Source organism: Alteromonas sp. BL110 (assembly GCF_003443615.1).
Lineage (GTDB): Bacteria > Pseudomonadota > Gammaproteobacteria > Enterobacterales > Alteromonadaceae > Alteromonas.
Window position 1 is genome coordinate 1,381,801 of record NZ_CP031967.1, and the last position, 20,036, is coordinate 1,401,836.

A 20,036-nucleotide genomic window follows, 5' to 3' on the forward strand; every position below is an offset into this window, starting at 1 on the left:
GCACCGAAAGACTAAGCGACTGTTTTACTATATTGCTCTATGTACTTTTTAGGTGGTAGATGCATGACCTTTTTAAACGAGGTAGAAAAGTACGCAGCTGTTCCAAAACCCACGTCTAGACATGTATCTAAAATGCTATTTCCTTTTAGCAGCAGTGGTATAGATTTTTCGATTCTAAAGCGCGACAGAAACTCGCTGAAATTGTAGTCGAACAACTCAGACATCCTTCGATTTAAACTTCTTGGGCTTATCAATAACTGGGAAGCAGCTTGATCTCTATTGAATGCTTCATCTTGATAGTTCTTTTCAAGAACAGCGATGAAGTTTAGATAGAATGCCATATCCTTCTCGTTATCAAATTCTGGAATTATTAAGCACCCGAATTTGAAAACGGGAAGCGCACTTTCATCTTCTTCTTTTTCTTTTGCTTCTCTGACCGACAATAAGTGTTCAACACGCAGTATTATTTCTTCATTTGAGGCTGGCTTTGCTAAGAAGTAATCGACCTTTTCCTCTAGCGCTGCTTTCTCCAGTTCAGCTCCGGTTTCAGCAGTGAGCATTAATATCGGAATGTTTGCGTAGCTAGAGTTTTGGCGAATAACCTTAGTTAAACCAAGCCCATCCATTTCGTGCATCATTTGATCCGTTATTACCAAGTCCACCAAATAATGCTGCATTACATCTAAGGCTTGCACACCATTTCGCGCGACTAGACAGCGATATTTGTCTGAGAACAGGTCGAAAAGATAAGAACGGAATTCTCTGCTGTCGTCAACAATTAACAGCGATTTCTTATTTGTTTTAGCGTCCGCTGGCAAAAGATCTTCAGCGTGCGAATTCACAAAAGTAATATCATCAACCGGCAGCGTTACGGTTACTTTTGTTCCGACACCTTTTTGGCTTTGAAGCGCAATCTCTCCTTGGTTTAACTCTACTAGAGTTTTAACCTTAGCCAATCCCACACCATTTCCATCTAATTTTGTGTTGCCCTTAGCAAACCTTTCAAACACTTTGCTTTGCAAGTTCTCTTCTATCCCCTCACCATCATCATTTACAATAATCTTTAGCGCCTTGCTATCCTGTATTGCGCTAACTTTTATCGTGCCAAGTTCAGGTGTAAACTTAATAGCATTCTGAACCAAGTTAGCCAAGATTTTCTCTAGGCTTTCACTGATCAGAGACACACCTTTTTTGACCTTTATCCGCACTTCAAGATTTTGCCTCTTTTGTTTGGCTAGGGGCTCTAGAGATAGCAAAATAAAACGGATATTTTCGGGTGAATAGGACTTGTAATAATCTTCTGCTTTGAAAGCTGTAGGGACGTCCTGACTCATCTGGTTAATTAATTGCTCGACCCTTTTCACATTGTCTTGAATACAGACTAATTCTTTGCGCGTGCCCTTATCTGCATCAGAAATTTTTTCTAACGAACCGTTAATCACTTGAATAGGTGTTCGAAGTTCAGAGGTAATTTCGTTGATGAAACGCTCTTTACTACGCAGCATTTTTTCGAACTTTGAATGCCCATCTGTAATCTCATAACGAGTTAGATGTGCGTATAGATTGGTGGCTTTGATTTTTTCATAAAGCTTATTTGCTATACCCACCTTCCATAAGTAAAAAAACAATATGACGATAGAAAGATATAAAATGATGCCCCATTTAGAAGCCCAGAAAGGCGGAGCTATATCAAACTTTATAGTCAACCCATTTGAAGTATCCCTATTGTGGCTGGTAATGACTTTAAGCGTGTGAGTACCAAAGCCCAAGTCACTTAAAGTTAAACTCATTGATGTTTTGTTATGTGAGAACCAAGCATCATCATCTAACTTGAACTCAATTCCCTCGCTCTTGCTATAAACATCACTATCGACAAAATTAAAGGTGACCTCTTTAAAACCGCTGTCGAAGTTAAAATTGAGGTGCTCAGGAAAGTGGAGCTCGTTCTGTCCCCTTTTATCATTCCATTTAATTTGCGTTAGAACAGTAGTTTCCACTCTAGTGGGTAGATTTTTAAGGCTTTGTATTAATTCCTTTTCATCGAGCAAATAACTGTATTTATCCCCTTTCACTAACACTTTTGTGCGCAGTTCCTCAAAACTTCTGTACTCAAAGTCTGTATCAAAAAGACCAAACTGCATGTCTACATTAAAAGCTGACTCGCTTGACCGAGGCTTTATGAAAAGCCCCATATTTGAGGCCACCCATAGATTACCGCTCTCGGTAACCATAGCCCCTCGAATAAACCTTAGTTCACTTAGCCCCTGAATAAACGAAGAGTTGACCGAGCCACTCTTCTTATCGATTTCTTTTAAGCCTGCCCCAGATGTACATAACAAATAAGCGTTTTCAAACTCAATTAAACACTGAAGTCCAAACCAATTCCCTTCGTCTGAGCTAATTGTCCGCCAATTAAACCTAGACAACTGAAAGTGCACATTATCAAACACATCAAAAGCAGCTAGCTCACCACCACTTAACAAAGCGCTATAAACAATTTTACGAGGAGCTTTGATGGTGTCTTTTATGGCTTCATTCACTAAATAATAGTAGTTGGCGCTAACCCCATCATCGAAGTAAAAATAGAAAGCGTCTTTATTGACTTGAATAAAATGGATGAAATCACTTCTACACAGTTCCAATGGATTTAAACCTGCTAACCGAGCAAAAATTTCTTCTTTGTGTGACGTACAATGGGCGACTTTATTTTTTACTAGAGTTTTCTCAGTTAGCTCCCCACTATATTCATTTAAAGTAAATAGACCATTTTCAATTCTGACCAATGTTTCCGTTTCGTCGATAGCAGATTTCTGAATATTTTCTCTTAGAGCGTTCCCGTTAAGCGATACTAGGTTTGTCGACAACTTTGTTTTGGGTAAAGAAATTAAGCCCAATTGAGATGAAGCAATAAGCATTGAATCATAAGGACCAACCGCAATTTTGGTTATAGATCGAATCGCCTCAGATGTAAGCACTGGGTTCATAAAGGGAGGCGTTGAAAGCTTCTCGTTTTCTAAAATTAATAGCCTCCCATCCGATACCCAAACTTTGTTATCTTCTGTTTTAATTACATCGTTTATATAAGTACCACTAATTCCCTCAGTAGGAATATATCGCTCTTTGTTGCCAAATATGTAAAGTCCCTCTGGACCTCCAATGTATAGCTCTTTATCGATCACCTTGATAAACGTCGCACTAGATAGCAACGGTAATTTGTCTCTTAGTTTATACTCTTCCACATTACCTGCCGTTTCTGAGATTGAGACGTAACCTTTGTCTGAAGCTATATGCACGTTACTTTTTTCAGAGAAAAGAGAGTAAACACCATTTAACTTTAAAGCTGCCAATTGGGAGCTTAACTTGGTTGAATGACTAGATTGTCTATTCACTTGTATAACATCGTCGATGACAGAAAAATAAAAGTTTGTGGAAGTCATTGTCATGGCCCAAACAGAGCGTGACCACTTTCTATCGGCAAATAGCTGCTTTGCTTCTTTGGTTTTCAAATTAATTTCGAAAATACCCACGCCATATTCGACAACCCACAAACTAACGCCAATCAAGTGAATATCAGAGATGATACCCGTAGCATTACTGGTCGTGTTGAATTTTAAACGCTCGGACTCCTTCCCAATTACTTCGAACACACCATTTTCCGCGGCTATATAAACCACTCTGTTTGAAACCTCCATATCGCGGATTACACCTGAAGGAATCCCGCCGAAGGTGGTCCTACCCTCTAAATTCACACCTATGGCTTGGCCCGTTTTTGGAAGAAAAATCAAATAGACAAGGAAAATTAGGACATAAGAATGAGTCTTCAGTCGATATCGATGAACTGTCTCAGTAGTCATATCTTACATCCCTGTATAACGTGTACTTTTTAATTGCTCATAAGAGCAGGAAGATTAAAAAAAATAGGAAGGGACATGAATATCGAACAAAAAACAAACATGCAAGAGCTGGAAGAGGAAGACTATACTAAAGTATATGCAGGGATTAACGTGCCATTATTGGATGAAGGTTATTATTTTATTTTACCAATAGGGCCGATAAAACCCAAAAAACCAGATGTGGATAGATGACATCTAAACCAACAACCACTTCATCCCAGCATTTTCGGCGGCTTGCTGGTCGTAAATAAAGTCGCCCACATACAGGCAGTCTTCAGGTTGAAGCTGCCATGTGTTCGCCACCATTAATAAGGCGGTTGGATCGGGTTTGGCTGGGGCATCTTCGCGGGTTAGCACGTAATCGATGGGTATACTGTTATTGGCTACCTTAATTGCAGTGGCCTGGCGGCAGTTACGGGTAACTATCGCCATGGGTAGTTTGTGTGCCTGCACTTTTTCTACCATGGCTTTGCCAATGGGTAACCACTTGGCATTTTCTGCATCAATTAGTTCATGCTGCAAAATAGTGCGGTGTGCATTCGCTTTGGTTTCGGCGCAGTTAAGGGCATCAACAAAGGTAAGAATGTCTTGGTTTTGTGGGCAACCTATGTCGGCGCGCATTTGCGTGAAATTAAGGCTCGACTCTACCAAGGTGCCGTCTAAATCGAATATTACACCTTTTATGCCGCTTAAGTTCATCTGCTCAATACTCACGGTTTTCTAGCCCTTTCACTTCAGTAATATTCTAGAGACTCGATTAACGCTCACCTAAAATAGTTCAGCGCGGTCTCGCTCCTTTTTTGTTATCCGTATAATGCCACGAAAGCCCTTCAGCTTCTGTTACGTTTACTTAAGGCTATGATGTTTTGGCTAAAAACTAACTGAATGATTTAAGTTTACGCCAACTACACCTTGCATTAGCATAGCCGCTCTTTTTGGCAGACTAAACTTTGCCCTTCTCATTTATTCATATTGTTAACAGGTAATCTATGGGTGTTTTTGCTGCGCTAGGTACTGCGCTTTGTTGGGCAATTGCTGCGCGCTTATTCCGTGGTACGGGTAACGCGTTTTCGCCGCTTACGATGAACTTTTGGAAAGGCTTAATTTCAATTGCCATCTTGGCCGTTGTGCTACTTTTCGTTCAGCCAACTGGGCTTACCACCAGCGCAGTGTTGTGGCTATTGCTTAGCGGCCTAATAGGCATAGGCATTGGCGACACCTGTTTCTTTAAAGCCCTACAGAGCATTGGCGATAGCCAAGCGGTACTGGTTGCCGAAACCCTTGCGCCTTTATTTACCGCACTTTTTGCTATGGCCTTTATTGGCGAATGGATTACCTGGCAGCAGTGGGTTGGCGTAGCAGTAGTTTTATTCTCGGTAGATATGGTCATAAAGGCACGTAAACGCAGCACTACTCATGTGTTTGCTACCAGTGGTTATTTATATGGTGTTGGGGCAGCGTTGTGTCAGGCAATCGGAGCAGTAGTAAGCCGCGACATTTTAAGCGCCGGTGAAATTGATGCTGCAAGTGCAGCATTTTTGCGATTAGTAGGCGGTATGGTCTTTGTGATACCGCTTATAGCCTTAACCAAAACCCGCTATATGCCTGTTATTAATTACCAAAGCGACAGCGGAAAACGAGTGTGGCCCGCTTTTGTGTTGGCCACGCTACTTGGCACTACTGCCGCTATCTACTTACAAATGTTTGCGTTCGCTTATTCCAAAGCCGCCGTTGTTCAAACGTTAATTGCCACAAGTGCGTTAATGTCGTTAGGGGTAGCCTGGGTGCTTGGTGAAAAAGCGACAAAAGCCACCATTGCATGGTCTGCCGTTGCCTTAGTCGGGGTCGCCATTTTGGTAAGTTTTGGGTCGCCTGTGCATTAGGGATAATGTGCTTACCACTTTTTAGTAGCTGCTAAGTTCAGACACAAAATACGCATAAAGATACAAAAAAGCAGTAAGATTTACGGGCTTTATATAGTAGTTATTGGCTCAAATCGATATTATAAAGAAAAAACGTAAACGTTATCCCTTATGACTCGAAGGTTATATTTAACACTCTTATCTTTTTTCAGCGTGTTGTTCGCGTCTTCTGCGACTCTGGCAAATACTGATGTCGATGCCGTTATCGAAAAAGTTCGCTCGCCCTCGTACGATTGCCCTAGTCAATCGTTGCTGCCAGAACTAGAACAAACGCTTACTTTAGAAAGCCTCACACCCCAACAACGTTTTGCTTTGACCGTAGCCAAAGGGCAGTTTTTGATTTGTCGCGGCAAGTATGAAGAAGCAGAAAAGATGCTGCTTAAAGCCATTATGCAGAGCAATATAGATGAAAGCTCGTACGCGTTTGCATCGGCTATTTATCAAATTGGCTTTTCTTATGATGCCAGAGAAAACCCGGCGCGCTGCAAGTACTACAAACAAGCACAAGATTTATCTTCCCCAGAGCGCCACAGTGATATTTTTACCAGCTCTTCGCTAGGGCTTATTAACTATTGTTCTGAGTCTACGTCACCCGAGGTAAGGCTGGGTAAAATGTTTGGCGTGCTTAAACGCTATTCCGACAACGGTAGCCCAGGCGAGTTGGCGCATATCCACAATGCTATCGGCCTTCTCTATGGCGATTTAGAACAACACGCTTTGGCCGCGGAGCAGTATCTAAAAGCCCATGAAATGGGTCTGCTTGTTTACAAAGGCAGTAATAAGGTAAGTATTATCATTAGTGCCATTGTATCACTGTTAAGTAGCGGTCAAACCGACAAAGCTTATCAAAGCATTTTGGAGTTAGGTGCACTGAATAGCGAAATAAACACGCCGCTTAGCAATTTTTTGTATCAATATGCACTGTCTATCTATTATAGAAAAACGCAAGATTACAATAACCTAGCCTATACTCTGTCCGATTTAGAAGAAGCAACAGCCAATATCTCTAGCTCTTTTGGTCAAATGCTGGTTGATTGGCACAAAGCTGAACTATGCTTACACAACAATAACCTAACCTGTATAAAGCAATACCTAGCTGACATAGGTGCGTTAGATAAAAATGCTATTCCAAGGATTTTCGAAACCAACCTAGACTATTTGAGCTTCAACGTTTCAATATTTTTGGCTTTAGGCGATATAGAGCGCGCAAAAGAAGCCCATAGTATCTACTCAAAAGAGGTCATTAAGCGAAGAGAAGTTACCCAAGATACCGCGATGATTGTCGGTGCCGCCAACTTGTATACGCGTATTTATGATCTTGAATCAACCATTGAAAAAGCTGAAGAAAAAAGAAGAAATACCTTATATACCGCTATTGCTGTGTTCTTATTGCTGGTTGTTATTGCCGGTTACGTTTTACGTAAAAAGCATCTAGCACGGAAAGCCATTGACCCAGTAACACTGTTACTTAATGCCGATTCAGCTATTGCCCGCATCAATAAACTGGATGCCCCTAAAAAAGGACGAGCCATTGCTATTGCAATATTCGACATCAGCAACCTACGTGAAATAACGCGAAAAATAGGCTCAACAAAAGGCGATCTTGTATTGCGACAAATTGCACAAACCTTTCAGAACGTAACTCGTGGCAACGATATTGTAGGCCGCTTTGGAACCGATCAATTCATTTTATGTCTTCACAATATTGAAGAACGAAGCGCACGCCAATTCTTCGACCGAGTACAAAGTGCACTAGAAAACACCTTTGAGAGCGACAACTCAGACAACAACATTGTGGTTAAGTCTCAAATGAGCGTCTTTATTGCTAACGAAAAAATTACTGGTCTAAACGACATACTCGATGACATCGCCATGTCGATTGATATGAGCAGCCACATTGAAACCGATTAGCTTAAATAAAAAACGCGACACACATTTGCAGTGCCGCGCTTCCCGTTTCCTCACAATCTCCTTCAACGCCAATCCATCGACATTGGTCGTATAAGGCTTTAGCAAAACCAATTCTGTTTTACAGTGGTATAAGCAACAAGCGGTTTAGGACAACACGCAACGTTTTCTGCCATTAATAATAGGAAGGTGAATTGTGAAGCCAAGGGTTATTTTTTTCGATATCAATGAAACACTTTTAGATATGCAGGCTATTAAAACAGGCTTGGCATCAGTATTAAATGGCGATGAGACACTAGTCGACTTATGGTTTGCTAACTTGCTACATCATAGCTTGGTGGATGTAACGTCGGGGCAGTTTCATGACTTCATCGATATTGGAGCAGCAGTACTTACCATGGTGGCCCACAGTAAGGGAATAGCCCTTGATGAGACTACCGCGAAAGACACCATTAAACAGCATATAACTAAACTGCCCGCTCATAGTGACGTCATCCCAGCGTTGAAGGCACTTCAAAGTGCGGGGTTCTCTTTGGTGGCACTTTCAAATTCATCAAAAGCAGGGCTGGATGCGCAGCTTGAATACGCCAATATTAAGCCGTATTTTTCTCATGTATTAAGTGTGGAAAGCGTGCGAACTTACAAGCCACATGCAGCGGTTTATCACTGGGCCTGCCAACAGGCAAATGTGAAGAACGAAGATGCCATGATGGTAGCGGCCCATGGCTGGGATGTAAGCGGCGCTAAGGCAACAGGTATGCAGACTACATTTGTAGAACGTTCAGGTAAAATGATGTATCCATTAGGGCTAGTACCTGATCACAGTATTAGTTCGCTAAATGATTTAATAAGTATAGTGACTGACTAACTTCATTTATTGTACAAACAAAAAAAGTCTTACCTAGGTAAGACTTTTTTGTTTCTAAACACGCTTCGCAATTAAAGCTTTGCTAACTCTGGTCGGTTAGCTTTAAAGCCCTTTGTACTACATGAAGATCGCTTAGTTTCTAATGCACTTAGCTGACGCTTAAGCCATGATTTTTGAATACCGGACTTTGCTACGTCCATTTCAGTGCTTACGCGAGTGATTTCTTTTCCGACGTTAACGCATGCTTTTTTATTCGGTTCAAAGCCACCGTTAGCTAAAACTGAAGAAGAAAACATTAAGGCTGATAGCGCAATTAGCGTTTGCTGTTTCATAAGAGTCCCCAACTACTCGTTATTATCTCGGGTTAGTGTTTTACCGTAAGAATGAGCATATACTTGCTCTCAAATCTGTAAGGAATATAGCAGGCCTTTTTTTGTTATTAGGTACAGCAAAATATACGTAGTAATAAAACCTTCACTACTTTGCCGCCGCTATTACACATAAACCGTTGTCTTTTTTATTATTATGGCAACAACGCTTGACCTTACCATTCCACTTACGTATCGATTTTTATATTTTTACGCACTTCCAAGTAAGCCTATCCATAGTATCGGCTTCAGTAACAGCATTCTGAAGCAGCATTACCTACTTATTAAGCGATGCTATTAAAACACCTTAGCTTTTTAGGGACAAGGGAAGCATAACAATCCTTTTACATAAATCAGGGGATACGAGATGTTTTATGCCTCGTAACACTACAAGCGACTGCCAGCGGAAAGCTTCTCTACCGTCTGCATAACTGCTTTACCCATATCATCTAATCCAAGTACATGCTTTGCAGCTCCCTTCTCGATGGCTACTTTCGGCATTCCGAAAACGATACAGCTTGCTTCATCCTGACAAAAGGTTTCACAGCCCGCATTGAATAACTCATGAAGCCCGATAGCGCCATCACTCCCCATCCCCGTTAGCAATACGCCTATCGCGTTGTTGCCCGCGCTTTTACACAACGAATTAAACAGCACATCAACAGAGGGTTTGTGACCTGATACCCGCGCACCGTCAGTAAGCTTAATGCGATAATCTGCACCGCTTCTTTCTATTTCCATGTGTTTGTCGCCCGGCGCTAAATATGCTTGCCCAGGAAGCAGACGTTCACCTCCCTTCGCTTCTTTCACCTGCATTTGACACACAGAGTTTAGCCGCCGTGCATAAGTAGAGGTAAAGCCCGCCGGCATATGCTGCGTAATCACTGTTGCTGGGGCGTTAGCTGGAAAGGTTCGCAGTACCTCTTTTATAGCTTCAGTACCGCCTGTAGAAGCGCCTATTGCAATGAGCTTTTCTGTTCCTGAGTAACTCACTTTATTGACGGAAGATACTTTAGCAGGCGAAGCTTTTTTTACTTTTGAACGGGCGGCAGTTCGAATTTTATCGACAATTAAATCGTGATATTCAGCCATGCCTTGTGCCACGCCAATTTTTGGTTTGGCTACAAAATCAATCGCACCTAATTCTAGCGATCGCAAAGTGGCTTCCGCTCCTTTTTCTGTCAAGGTAGAAATCATAACCACAGGGGTTGGTCTGGCATTCATAAGCACTTCGAGAAAGCGCAAGCCATCTACTTTTGGCATTTCAATATCCAATGTTATGACATCGGGCGCCTTCTCAAGTACTAGCTTTTTGGCAACAAACGCATCTGGCGCTGCACCTACCAGCGTCATATCTGGTTCGCTTTTTATTATTTCGCTGAGTATTTGGCGGATAAGCGCTGAATCATCAACTACCAACACTTTTATTGTCATGTCTAGTCCTCAAATAAATCTACGCTGCCACTTGGCGCTTGCTTCGATAATTCCCAGCGGTGCTGACTTTCTCGCTCAATAATTGTTGCATTGTTAAGCTCGTGAATGCGCTTCATCATCACGTGTCCGCTACTTGGAAAGAAATACACCTTTCGCGCATAAACATCGCACAAGTCGCTGGCTAAAATAGGTACGCCTTCGGTTTCTAAAAACTGGGTTACAAACTCGGCATTAAACTTACCCACATCGTTTTGAACAAAAGAAGGAACAACCTTACCGCCGCCGAAGACTTTTGCTTTAAGCCGGTTCTTCTGTGCACCTACTTTAACGAGTTCATTAATCAATATTTCCATAGCGTGAACGCCGTATTTTGCAGCCATTCCTTGCACTTGCTTAAATTCACCCGCCGATTTATTCACGGTTGGCAACATAAAGTGGTTCATACCGCCAATTCCCGTATTGGGGTCAAACAAGCAAGCCGCTACACAAGAGCCGAGCACCGTAACCAACATTTTGTCTTGTGTGGTAACAAAATACTGACCGGGTAAAAGCTTTACCGCTTCTGTAGAAAAACGTTTGTCGTAGTAACTTATGGGCAGTTCAAAATTGGGGGGCGCCACAATATCTCCTAATCGACGGGGCGATAAATAGTTTTCCCCACCGGTCTAACAAGATTAGTATACATATTGAAATTTTCAGAATGCCCGGCCATGTATAACCCCGTTGGCTTTAGCATACCGACCATTTTTTGCAGTACTTTGAGCTGCGTTGGTTTATCAAAGTAGATCATTACATTTCTGCAAAATATAACGTCTAGCGGCCCCTTAACATCCCACTTCGCCTCGGTCAGATTGAGCTTTTTAAACTGCACCATATTGCGAAGCTCATCGACAACTTTTACTTTTCCTTCGTTGGCGCCTTTGCCCTTGTGGAAGAACTGCTTTTGTTGGTGTTGCGGTATTTTCGCTATCGAAGCTAAGGGGTAAACACCGGCTCTGGCTTTTGCTAAAACTTTGCTGTCTATGTCTGAAGCAATGATTTTGACGGGTGTTTTAAAACTTCCGAACGCTTCCGCTACTACCATCGCGATTGAATATGGCTCTTCACCAGTAGAGCTAGCAGCACACCAAATATTAGTAACATTATGCTGTCTTAAATAGTCAGATAGTGCAGTAAAGTGGTGCGGCTCGCGAAAGAAAGACGTAAGGTTCGTGGTAAGTGCATTGATAAATTGCTCTAACTCCGATTCCGATGTATTTACCAAGGCCAGGTATTCATTAAAACTACGCAGGTTTCTTGCTCTTATCCGACGAGCTAGCCTGCTGTAAACCATTGCCTCTTTAGCGTCAGATAGATTTATCCCAGCCTTTTTAAACAACATCTGCTGCACATTTTTAAAGTCCGCCTTTTCAAAGGCGAACTCCCTGGTGCTATCTTTTGTTGTAACAGCCGCTGTCATTAGAATGACTCCCACTCTGCTTCACTAGGCATAGCCGGTGTTAGCGTCTTGGCTTGAGGCACGCGATGAACGGGTCCCGCAGATAAGCGCTGCGGCTGGCGAAAATCTCCATGAGTAAGAGCCGCTATATGTTGCTGGTCACTGTTTAGCCCTTTTCCTATTACGAATACAGACACCCGTTCATTTAACTGCAGCGATTGCTGCTTAAGGCTGTCGGCCGCAGCGGCTGCCTCTTCCACCAGCGCAGCATTTTGTTGCGTCATTTCATCCATTTGAATTACGGCCTTGCTTACTTCCTCTATTCCTGAAGCTTGCTCGGCGGAAGCCGCTGCAATTTCAGACATAATATCGTTCACTCTTTTAATTGAGGTCACAACTTCGGCCATGGTTTCACCCGACTTCACTACTAGCTGGTTACCGCTTGCAATTTTACTCACCGAGTCGGAAATTAACTCTTTAATGTCTTTTGCAGCCTCAGCAGAGCGCTGTGCTAGATTGCGCACTTCAGAGGCGACAACCGCAAAACCGCGCCCTTGTTCTCCAGCACGCGCAGCTTCTACTGCGGCGTTTAATGCCAGTATGTTGGTTTGGAAGGCAATCCCGTCGATAACGCCAATAATGTCTGAAATTTCTTGCGCAGAATCATTGATTTCGGTCATGGTATCCACGACCTCACCGATGACATCTCCGCCCTGAGAGGCAATCTTACTTGCCTGCGCTGCAAGGCTGTTTGCTTGCTCAGCGTTTTCGGCATTAAGCTTCACGGTTCCAGTTAGTTCTTCCATGCTTGATGCAGTTTCTTCAAGACTAGAGGCCTGTTGTTCTGTGCGGCTTGATAAGTCAGCGTTGCCCGTTGCTATCTCACCTGAAGCTACATTGATAGTTTCTACCGCTTCATTAATACTGGTGATGGTGCCACGCATTTCATTAATAAATTGGTTTATTGCTTCGCCTAACACGGCAAAATCGCCATCTAACGCGTGGTCAATGTTAACCGTTAGATCTCCTTCAGTAAGCTTAGTCATAACGTGCTTAATTTCATCAACCGCTTGGGTTCTGCCTGTAATGTCGGTAGCGAACTTCACTACCCGGAAGGGTTTACCATTGTGGTCTAAAATGGGGTTATAGGTAGCTTGAATAAAAATCTCTTTGTTGTTTTTACCTACTCTGCGATATTCACCTGAAGAGTAAGTACCGCTGCGCAACGCATCCCAAAATGCAGCATACTCAGGGCTTGCGCGATGAGCGGGGTCGACAAACATGCTGTGGTGCTTACCTTTGATTTCTTCTAGGGTATAACCCACTGTATTTAAAAAGTTTTCATTGGCATTTTGGATAATGCCATCCATGTTAAATTCAATAACCGCTTGAGATTTACCAATGGCGGCTAACTGCCCTTCAAAATACGCATTTTTAACCTTTTGCTCGGTAATGTTGCTGGCATACTTCACCACTTTGACAACGTTGCCACTCATATCGAAAATGGGATTGTAGGTGGCTTGAATCCATATATCAGAGCCATCTTTCGCAACACGGTGAAACTCACCAGAATAAAACTGGCCTTCAGCCAACTTCTTCCAAAAGGTGCGGTATTCTTCAGATTCACGCTCTTCCCTAGTGACGAAAATTCTGTGGTGTTTACCCTGAATTTCATCTAGTGCATATCCAACCGTGGCCAAGAAGTTATCGTTTGCGGTTACTATGTTGCCGTTGGAATCGAATTCGATGACTGCTTGAGATTTACCGATCGCATCTATCTGACCGGTATTAAATGCGTTTTGCAGCTTTTGTTCAGTAACATCGGAAGCGTATTTCACCACTTTTTGAGGCTGACCGAACTCATCAAAAATAGGGTTGTAAGACGCTTGAATCCATAGCTCGCTACCATCTTTTTTTACCCGTTTAAACTCCCCTGACTTAAACTCGCCTTTATTCAAATCTCGCCAAAATGCTGCATATTCAGGGCTCATTTTATAGTTGGGCTCGACAAACATGCTGTGATGTTGTCCCTTTATTTCACCTAGCTCATAGCCTGTTGTTGCACAGAAGTTTTCGTTGGCGTATTGAATTACACCATCTAGGTCAAACTCGATGACAGCTAACGATTTATCGATAGCGTTTATCTGTCCTTCATAGTCTGCATTTTTGCGCTTTTGCGCGGTGATGTCTGTGGCAAATTTAACAACGCGAACAATATTGCCCAACTTATCGTAGATAGGGTTATACGAGGCTTGGATCCAAATTTTGTCACCGTTTTTAGCTACACGACAATACTCTCCACTGCTGAGTTCTCCATTTCTCAGGTCTTCCCAAAAACGGTTGTATTCTTCAGATATGCCATAATCAGGTAACACAAATAGTCGGTGATGCTGACCTATAATGTCTTCTTTCGAATAGCCTGTTACTTTTAGAAAATTGTTGTTAACATCTTCAACTATCCCTTCGGGAGTGAAGGAAATAACGGCTTGGCAACGGTCGAGGCCCTCCAGTAAGCCAGACTTATGCTGCAACTCCTGGTCGTTTATCCATTCCACCATTGTGCCAAGTTTCTCACCCTCAACGCTTTTAATTGTGGTCAGTTTTAGAGTAAATAATAGGTCGTCTACTTGTAGTAAAAAGGTATCGCTACTATTACAGGCGCTATATCGCTGGCTCAGTTCTTTGCTATTAGTAAAAAAGCCTGTAACCGAGGTACCGGTTATAGCGTCAAGGTTAATATTGGGAAGGGAGAGGTTGAACTGTGCCCGATACTCTGCTGCAAGTTGTTTAAACGCTTTATTGGCAAAGGTTATTATTCCCGATGCATCCACCAGCATTAAACATGCCGTGCTCTCACTCAACGCCTGCTCTTGAAAACGCGAAAGGCTTTGAGCAGCAACCAATTCTTCATTGTGAAATATATTAAAAACACCCATAGCATCACCTATTTTTTGTAGCGCTACGTGTTTGGAGCGCTGAATAAAACTGCAAGTAATAAAAAAGGCGAATTCCCTTTTGAAGAATTCGCCTCTAGTTAACTAAAAAGACTCCCACTCGTCATTGTTTGGTACTTTAGGAGCTAGCTTCTTATTTGTTTTTAACATGGCTACTGAAGCCACCTTTTTCTCTGACACTACCTTTGGCGCTTTCTGCGGGCTCGTTTCTGCAATTGCAGCTTTATCACCAATATTAAACGCCGATACACGCTCAGATAGATTACCGGATTGCTGTTGCAAGCTTTCAGCAGCTGCCGCAGCTTCTTCTACCAAAGCCGCATTTTGCTGGGTCATTTCATCCATTTGCACAACGGCTTTGCTGACCTCTTCAATTCCGGACGCCTGTTCAGAGCTCGCCGCCGCAATTTCCGACATAATGTCGTTAACGCGCTTGATAGACGTCACTACTTCTTCCATGGTGTCACCAGACTGATTAACGAGTTTATTCCCCCCGTCAATTTTGCTCACCGAATCCGAAATAAGCTCTTTAATTTCTTTCGCCGCTTCAGCAGAACGCTGAGCTAAGCTTCTTACTTCTGAGGCCACCACTGCAAAGCCACGGCCCTGCTCACCCGCTCGTGCCGCCTCCACAGCAGCATTTAAAGCAAGTATATTGGTTTGGAATGCAATGCCATCGATAACACCGATGATGTCTGAAATCTCTTGGGCTGACTCGTTAATCGACGACATGGTATCGACTACCTGACGAATTAACTCCCCCCCTTTTGTGGCAATATCGCAGCTCTGCGAAGCCAGACTATTAGCTTGCTCTGCGTTTTCAGCATTGAGTTTTACCGTACCTGTAAGCTCTTCCATGCTTGACGCGGTTTCCTCAAGACTAGACGCTTGCTGCTCGGTACGGCTTGAAAGGTCAGCGTTACCCGTGGCTATTTCAGACGATGCAGTATTAATGGTTTCTACTGCTTGGTAAATAGAACCGATAGTGCCGGACATTTCACCGACAAACTGGTTTATGGCATCCCCCAATACTTGGAACTCGCCTTGGAACTGTTCATCAAGCTCTGCGGTTAAGTCGCCATCCGACAAGCGGGTCATCACATCACTTATTGAGCCGATAATACGGCGCATATCATCAATGAAGCGGTTTATTGATGTACCTAGTTCTTTAAACTCGCCGTCGAACTCATGCTCAATGCGACAGTCTAAATTTCCCTGAACTAATTCATTCATAGCTGTCTTGATATCACTTATAGCCTGCTTTCTACCCGTAATATCGATGGCATATTTCACCACGCGATGCGGCCTGCCATTTTGATCTAAAATGGGGTTATAAGATGCTTGGATCCAGACCTCTTTGCCGCCTTTACCTATACGCTTAAACTCATCGGTGAACTGTACGCCTTGGCGTAACTGTTCCCAGAACTGGCTGTATTCGACACTGCGCTTGTATTCATCTTCTACAAACATGCTGTGATGTTTGCCGACAATTTCGTCTAGGCTGTAGCCAACCGTGTTGGTGAAATTCTCGTTGGCGTTTAAAATTTTTCCGTCAAGGTCGAATTCAATTACCGCCTGCGCTTTGTTTATTGCTTCAATTTGTCCTTCGAAATAGGCGTTACGAAGCTTGCTTTCGGTAATATCGGTGGCGAATTTCACTACGCGAATGACCTTACCATCACCATCAAATACCGGGTTGTAGGTGGCTTGAATCCAAACCTCTTTACCCATTTTATCAAAGCGGCAAAACTCGCCACTTTGTAGCTTGCCCGCTTTAAGGTCGCGCCAAAACTGTGCGTACTCTTCAGTACGAATATACTGAGCATCACAAAACATCTTATGATGATTGCCTACAATTTCGTTAAGGCTATAGCCAAGACCAATAAGGAAATTGTCGTTAGCGTTTTGAATTACACCATCAGCATTAAACTCTATAACCGCTTGTGCGTTGTTAAGGGCATCTAGCATGGTGCTTTTAATGAGCAACTCAGATTGGTCAACCCACTCAACCATAGTGCCTATGTTTTTGCTATCTTGGTCGAAAAGAGGGGTAAGCGTAAGTTTGAAATTCAAGTCGCCTATGCTTATTGTAGAGGTCATGGTCGATTTCAGTTCAGCAAGAATATTACGTTGATGCGACGGGTTACGGTGGAACTGATCGATGTTCTGCCCCTCAAGATTGTCAGCAGAAAAGCTGGGAAGAACCGCCTGTAGCTTCTTCTCATTTTCTTTAAGCAGTGTTTTAACCGACTGATTGGCATAAATAATATTTCTGTCTGCGTCAGCCATCATGATGCAGCAGGTGGTGACATCAAGCGCCTGTTTGTTTCTTAATGCTTGGTTAACGTCCGTTGCTTTCGTGAAGTCTTCTAACCACGTCATAATTCCCATTGTCTCAGCCCTCAACCGCTTGTGTTTTTGTTTCAACTAAGCCCAATTCGTTACTTGTAATTAAGCTCTCGATATTTACTAAAATAACCATGTGCTCATCTACATCAGCCAACCCGTGAAGATATTTACTATCGAACGCTACACCGAACTCAGGTGGGGGAAGCATGTCCTCTTCTGAAAGGCGGATAACGTCAGACACCCCATCGACCACAATGCCAACAATACGCTCGTGCACGTTGAGCATGATGACGATAGTAAAGTCATTGTAGGTGGCCTCGCCTACATTGAACTTAATCCGCAAGTCCACGATAGGCACAATGTCGCCACGAAGGTTTATCACCCCCTTGATGAAGCTTGGGGCATTGGCAATTTTGGTGACCTGTTCATAGCCACGAATTTCTTTCACCGTTGTGATGTCTAAGGCGTAGTGTTCTTCGCCCAATACAAAACTTAAAAATTCATTCTCTTTTGACGCACTAACGGCTTGCTGTAATGCTGCTTCGCTCATAGTGAAACCTCTTCATTTGGAATATTGGTACAATTTGCTGCCACCGAGTCGGCATCCAGAATCATGGCCACCTTGCCATCGCCCATAATGGTGGCGCCTGCAATCCCGGCTACTTTTCTGTAATGTTGCTCTAAGCTTTTGATGACGACTTGCTGTTGACCTACCAAAGAGTCCACTAGCACGCCGTAGCGTTTCTTGCTGCTTTCTAGCAGTACTACTATGCCTTGGGTCGGCTCTGTGATGCCGTCGTCCACTTGCATAAGCTGAGTAAGCGATACCAGAGGCCAATACTGATCTCTAATCCACAGTACCCTGTCATTGCCGAGCGTTTTTACTTGAGAAGTCGTAGGCTGGAAAGACTCGATAACATTGAGCAGAGGAATAACAAATATTTGGTCGCCTACCGATACGCACATGCCATCAACAATAGCTAACGTGAGGGGTAAATGAATGTAAAACGCTGAGCCTTCGCCCTGCGACGATTCAATCTCAATGCGCCCACCAATAGACTCAATGTTTCTGCGAACCACATCCATACCCACGCCACGGCCCGACACATCGGTAACTTCGGCGGCAGTAGAAAAACCTGCCTGAAATATAAGCTGCCAAATTTCGCTGTCCGGCATTTCCGGAGTAACCGCTAGACCATTTTGCGTAGCTTTATCTAAAATACGCGCTTTATTTAAGCCCGCACCGTCGTCAATAATGCCAATGATGATGCTGCTACCTTTCTGCTCTGCACTTAAAATAACCGTACCATTTTCGGCCTTGCCTGCTTGAAGGCGTTTTTCCGGGCTTTCTATTCCATGATCGATACTGTTTCTAACTAGGTGAGTAAGCGGGTCTACCAGTTTTTCGATAAGACTTTTATCAATTTCAGTGTTGCCACCCTGAATGACCAAATCAACTTTTTTGCCTAACTTTGAGGAGAGGTCGCGCACAACACGAGGAAAGCGATTAAATGTCATGTTCACCGGCAACATGCGCATAGACATCACCGACTCTTGGATTTCGCGGGTATTGCGCTGTAGCTCATCAATGGCAAGCTGTAAGCGCTCACCGACTTGCCCCTCTACTTCTTGCCCAACGTTAGAAAGCATTGACTGTGTGATAACAAGCTCGCCCACTAGGTTGACCATGGCATCAATTTTGGTGGTGTCTACACGAATTGATGCGGCTTCTTTTGTGGCCGCTTTAGGCTTGGTTTTTACTGGCTTGACGATAGGTTGTTTGGGAGCGTCTTGTGGTGAAGCAATTTGTGTTACATCTGGTTTAACAGGAAGGCTCTCTGGTTCGAAGAAGCCAAATCCTTCGTCGTTTTTGCAGGCTTCAGGCGTCGCTTCAGGCAGTTTATCCACATCGACCTTGTCGTCGTCAAAGAAACCGAAGCCCTCAATTTCCTCAATATCTTTTTGACTTTGCGAAGTTTCAGACGTGCCGCTTTGCGCCTCAGCCTCTTCTTCATCAAAGAAGCCAAATCCTTCAATCTCATTATCAGAGGTAGCGTCAAGGGCTTCGCATTGCTCAGGAGGCTCATGTGCTATATCTCCCGAAGCGCTAGCAAGCGTAGCTTCGAGTACTTTTATGCTTTCATCAATTTGCGCTTGGGGAAGTTCTGATTGCTCTTTGTAAGCAGATAGGGTGTCTTTGAGTACATCTAAGGTTTGCAGGAAAATATCAACGATTTCTGCCGTTACCTGTATTTCCTGGTTGCGGGCTTTATCAAGCAGATTCTCCATTACATGAGTAAGGTTCATTAAAGCGTCGAAGCCAAAAATTCCGCTTCCGCCTTTTATGGAGTGTGCTGCTCTAAAAATACTATTCAATTCTTCGGGGTCGGGAGCCTCCACGTCCAAAGTCATGAGCAACTGCTCCATGTCTTGGAGGTGTTCATCACTCTCATCAAAAAACACACCGTGAAACTGGTTTACATCAATGGTCATGGTTGACTCCCATTTGCCCTATTAAAACCGACGTTCGATTAGCCCAACACTCGCTTCATCACATCTAGCAGCTTGTTTGGGTCAAAAGGTTTCACCATCCACCCCGTGGCACCCGCCGCCTTGCCTTTGGCCTTCATATCATCGCCAGCCTCTGTGGTAAGCATGACAATTGGCGTCGACCGGAAGTTAGCTAAGCCTCTCAAAGACTTAACGAGCGTTAAGCCATCCATGCGAGGCATGTTTTGATCGGTAAGCACGAAGTCGAAGCGAGCACTTTGGCATTTATCCAATGCATCTTGACCATCTTGCGCAGTAGTTACGTTGTAATTTGCTGACTTGAGGGTCATTTCAACCATCTGACGAATAGATACAGAATCGTCAACAATCAATATGCTTTTACTCATAATTC

15 protein-coding genes are annotated in these 20,036 nt (G+C 43.4%); 4 read left to right on the top strand and 11 right to left on the bottom strand.

The features are described 5' to 3' along the window. Positions 1 to 11: 11 nt before the first annotated feature. Positions 12 to 3,854, bottom strand: coding sequence for a hybrid sensor histidine kinase/response regulator transcription factor (locus D1814_RS06030; protein ID WP_118490539.1), 3,843 nt, complete (start codon positions 3,852 to 3,854; stop codon positions 12 to 14). A 75-nt stretch (positions 3,855 to 3,929) separates the two neighbouring features. On the opposite strand from D1814_RS06030, the gene D1814_RS19405 reads away from it, so the two are divergent. Then, positions 3,930 to 4,085 carry a hypothetical protein gene (locus D1814_RS19405; RefSeq protein ID WP_162889821.1) on the top strand — a complete coding sequence of 52 codons (156 nt, stop codon included), beginning with the start codon at positions 3,930 to 3,932 and terminating at the stop codon, positions 4,083 to 4,085. Between the two features lie 3 nt (positions 4,086 to 4,088). Here D1814_RS19405 and D1814_RS06035 read toward each other — a convergent pair whose 3' ends face one another. Then, positions 4,089 to 4,607 (bottom strand): HAD family hydrolase, encoded by a 519-nt coding sequence (locus D1814_RS06035; protein WP_118490540.1) that lies wholly within the window; start codon positions 4,605 to 4,607, stop codon positions 4,089 to 4,091. A 275-nt stretch (positions 4,608 to 4,882) separates the two neighbouring features. On the opposite strand from D1814_RS06035, the gene D1814_RS06040 reads away from it, so the two are divergent. From D1814_RS06040 to D1814_RS06050, 3 genes are all read left to right on the top strand, one after another. Then, positions 4,883 to 5,776, top strand: coding sequence for a DMT family transporter (locus tag D1814_RS06040; protein ID WP_118490541.1), 894 nt, complete (start codon positions 4,883 to 4,885; stop codon positions 5,774 to 5,776). A gap of 150 nt (positions 5,777 to 5,926) precedes the next feature. Next, positions 5,927 to 7,726, top strand: coding sequence for a GGDEF domain-containing protein (locus tag D1814_RS06045; RefSeq protein ID WP_118490542.1), 1,800 nt, complete (start codon positions 5,927 to 5,929; stop codon positions 7,724 to 7,726). Positions 7,727 to 7,919: 193 nt separating this feature from the next. Further along, the gene (locus D1814_RS06050) at positions 7,920 to 8,591 is read left to right on the top strand and encodes a haloacid dehalogenase type II (RefSeq protein ID WP_118490543.1); all 672 of its coding nucleotides are present in this window, start codon (positions 7,920 to 7,922) and stop codon (positions 8,589 to 8,591) included. 71 nt (positions 8,592 to 8,662) lie between these two features. On the opposite strand, the gene D1814_RS06055 is transcribed toward D1814_RS06050, so the two are convergent. The 9 genes from D1814_RS06055 to D1814_RS06095 all read right to left on the bottom strand — a co-directional run bounded on the left by D1814_RS06055 (position 8,663) and on the right by D1814_RS06095 (position 20,031). Continuing rightward, entirely contained in the window at positions 8,663 to 8,923 is a 261-nt protein-coding gene (locus D1814_RS06055; RefSeq protein WP_118490544.1) for a hypothetical protein, read from the bottom strand. A 423-nt stretch (positions 8,924 to 9,346) separates the two neighbouring features. Further along, positions 9,347 to 10,393 carry a protein-glutamate methylesterase/protein-glutamine glutaminase gene (locus tag D1814_RS06060; RefSeq protein ID WP_118490545.1) on the bottom strand — a complete coding sequence of 349 codons (1,047 nt, stop codon included), beginning with the start codon at positions 10,391 to 10,393 and terminating at the stop codon, positions 9,347 to 9,349. 2 nt (positions 10,394 to 10,395) lie between these two features. Next, positions 10,396 to 11,013 (bottom strand): chemoreceptor glutamine deamidase CheD, encoded by a 618-nt coding sequence (gene cheD, locus D1814_RS06065; RefSeq protein ID WP_118490546.1) that lies wholly within the window; start codon positions 11,011 to 11,013, stop codon positions 10,396 to 10,398. An 8-nt stretch (positions 11,014 to 11,021) separates the two neighbouring features. Further along, a complete protein-coding gene (locus tag D1814_RS06070; protein ID WP_118490547.1) occupies positions 11,022 to 11,852 on the bottom strand; it encodes a CheR family methyltransferase in 831 nt (276 codons plus the stop codon). Next, positions 11,852 to 14,767, bottom strand: a complete 2,916-nt coding sequence (locus D1814_RS06075; protein WP_118490548.1) for a methyl-accepting chemotaxis protein — start codon at positions 14,765 to 14,767, stop codon at positions 11,852 to 11,854. Before D1814_RS06075 ends, D1814_RS06070 begins: the two co-directional genes overlap by 1 nt. A 102-nt stretch (positions 14,768 to 14,869) precedes the next feature. Beyond that, on the bottom strand, positions 14,870 to 17,176 hold the full coding sequence (locus D1814_RS06080) for a methyl-accepting chemotaxis protein (RefSeq protein ID WP_118490549.1): 2,307 nt from the start codon (positions 17,174 to 17,176) through the stop codon (positions 14,870 to 14,872). A 4-nt stretch (positions 17,177 to 17,180) separates the two neighbouring features. Next, positions 17,181 to 17,684, bottom strand: coding sequence for a chemotaxis protein CheW (locus D1814_RS06085; protein WP_118490550.1), 504 nt, complete (start codon positions 17,682 to 17,684; stop codon positions 17,181 to 17,183). Continuing rightward, positions 17,681 to 19,627 carry a chemotaxis protein CheA gene (locus tag D1814_RS06090; RefSeq protein ID WP_118490551.1) on the bottom strand — a complete coding sequence of 649 codons (1,947 nt, stop codon included), beginning with the start codon at positions 19,625 to 19,627 and terminating at the stop codon, positions 17,681 to 17,683. Before D1814_RS06090 ends, D1814_RS06085 begins: the two co-directional genes overlap by 4 nt. A 38-nt stretch (positions 19,628 to 19,665) precedes the next feature. Then, positions 19,666 to 20,031 carry a response regulator gene (locus tag D1814_RS06095; RefSeq protein WP_118490552.1) on the bottom strand — a complete coding sequence of 122 codons (366 nt, stop codon included), beginning with the start codon at positions 20,029 to 20,031 and terminating at the stop codon, positions 19,666 to 19,668. Positions 20,032 to 20,036: the final 5 nt, after the last annotated feature.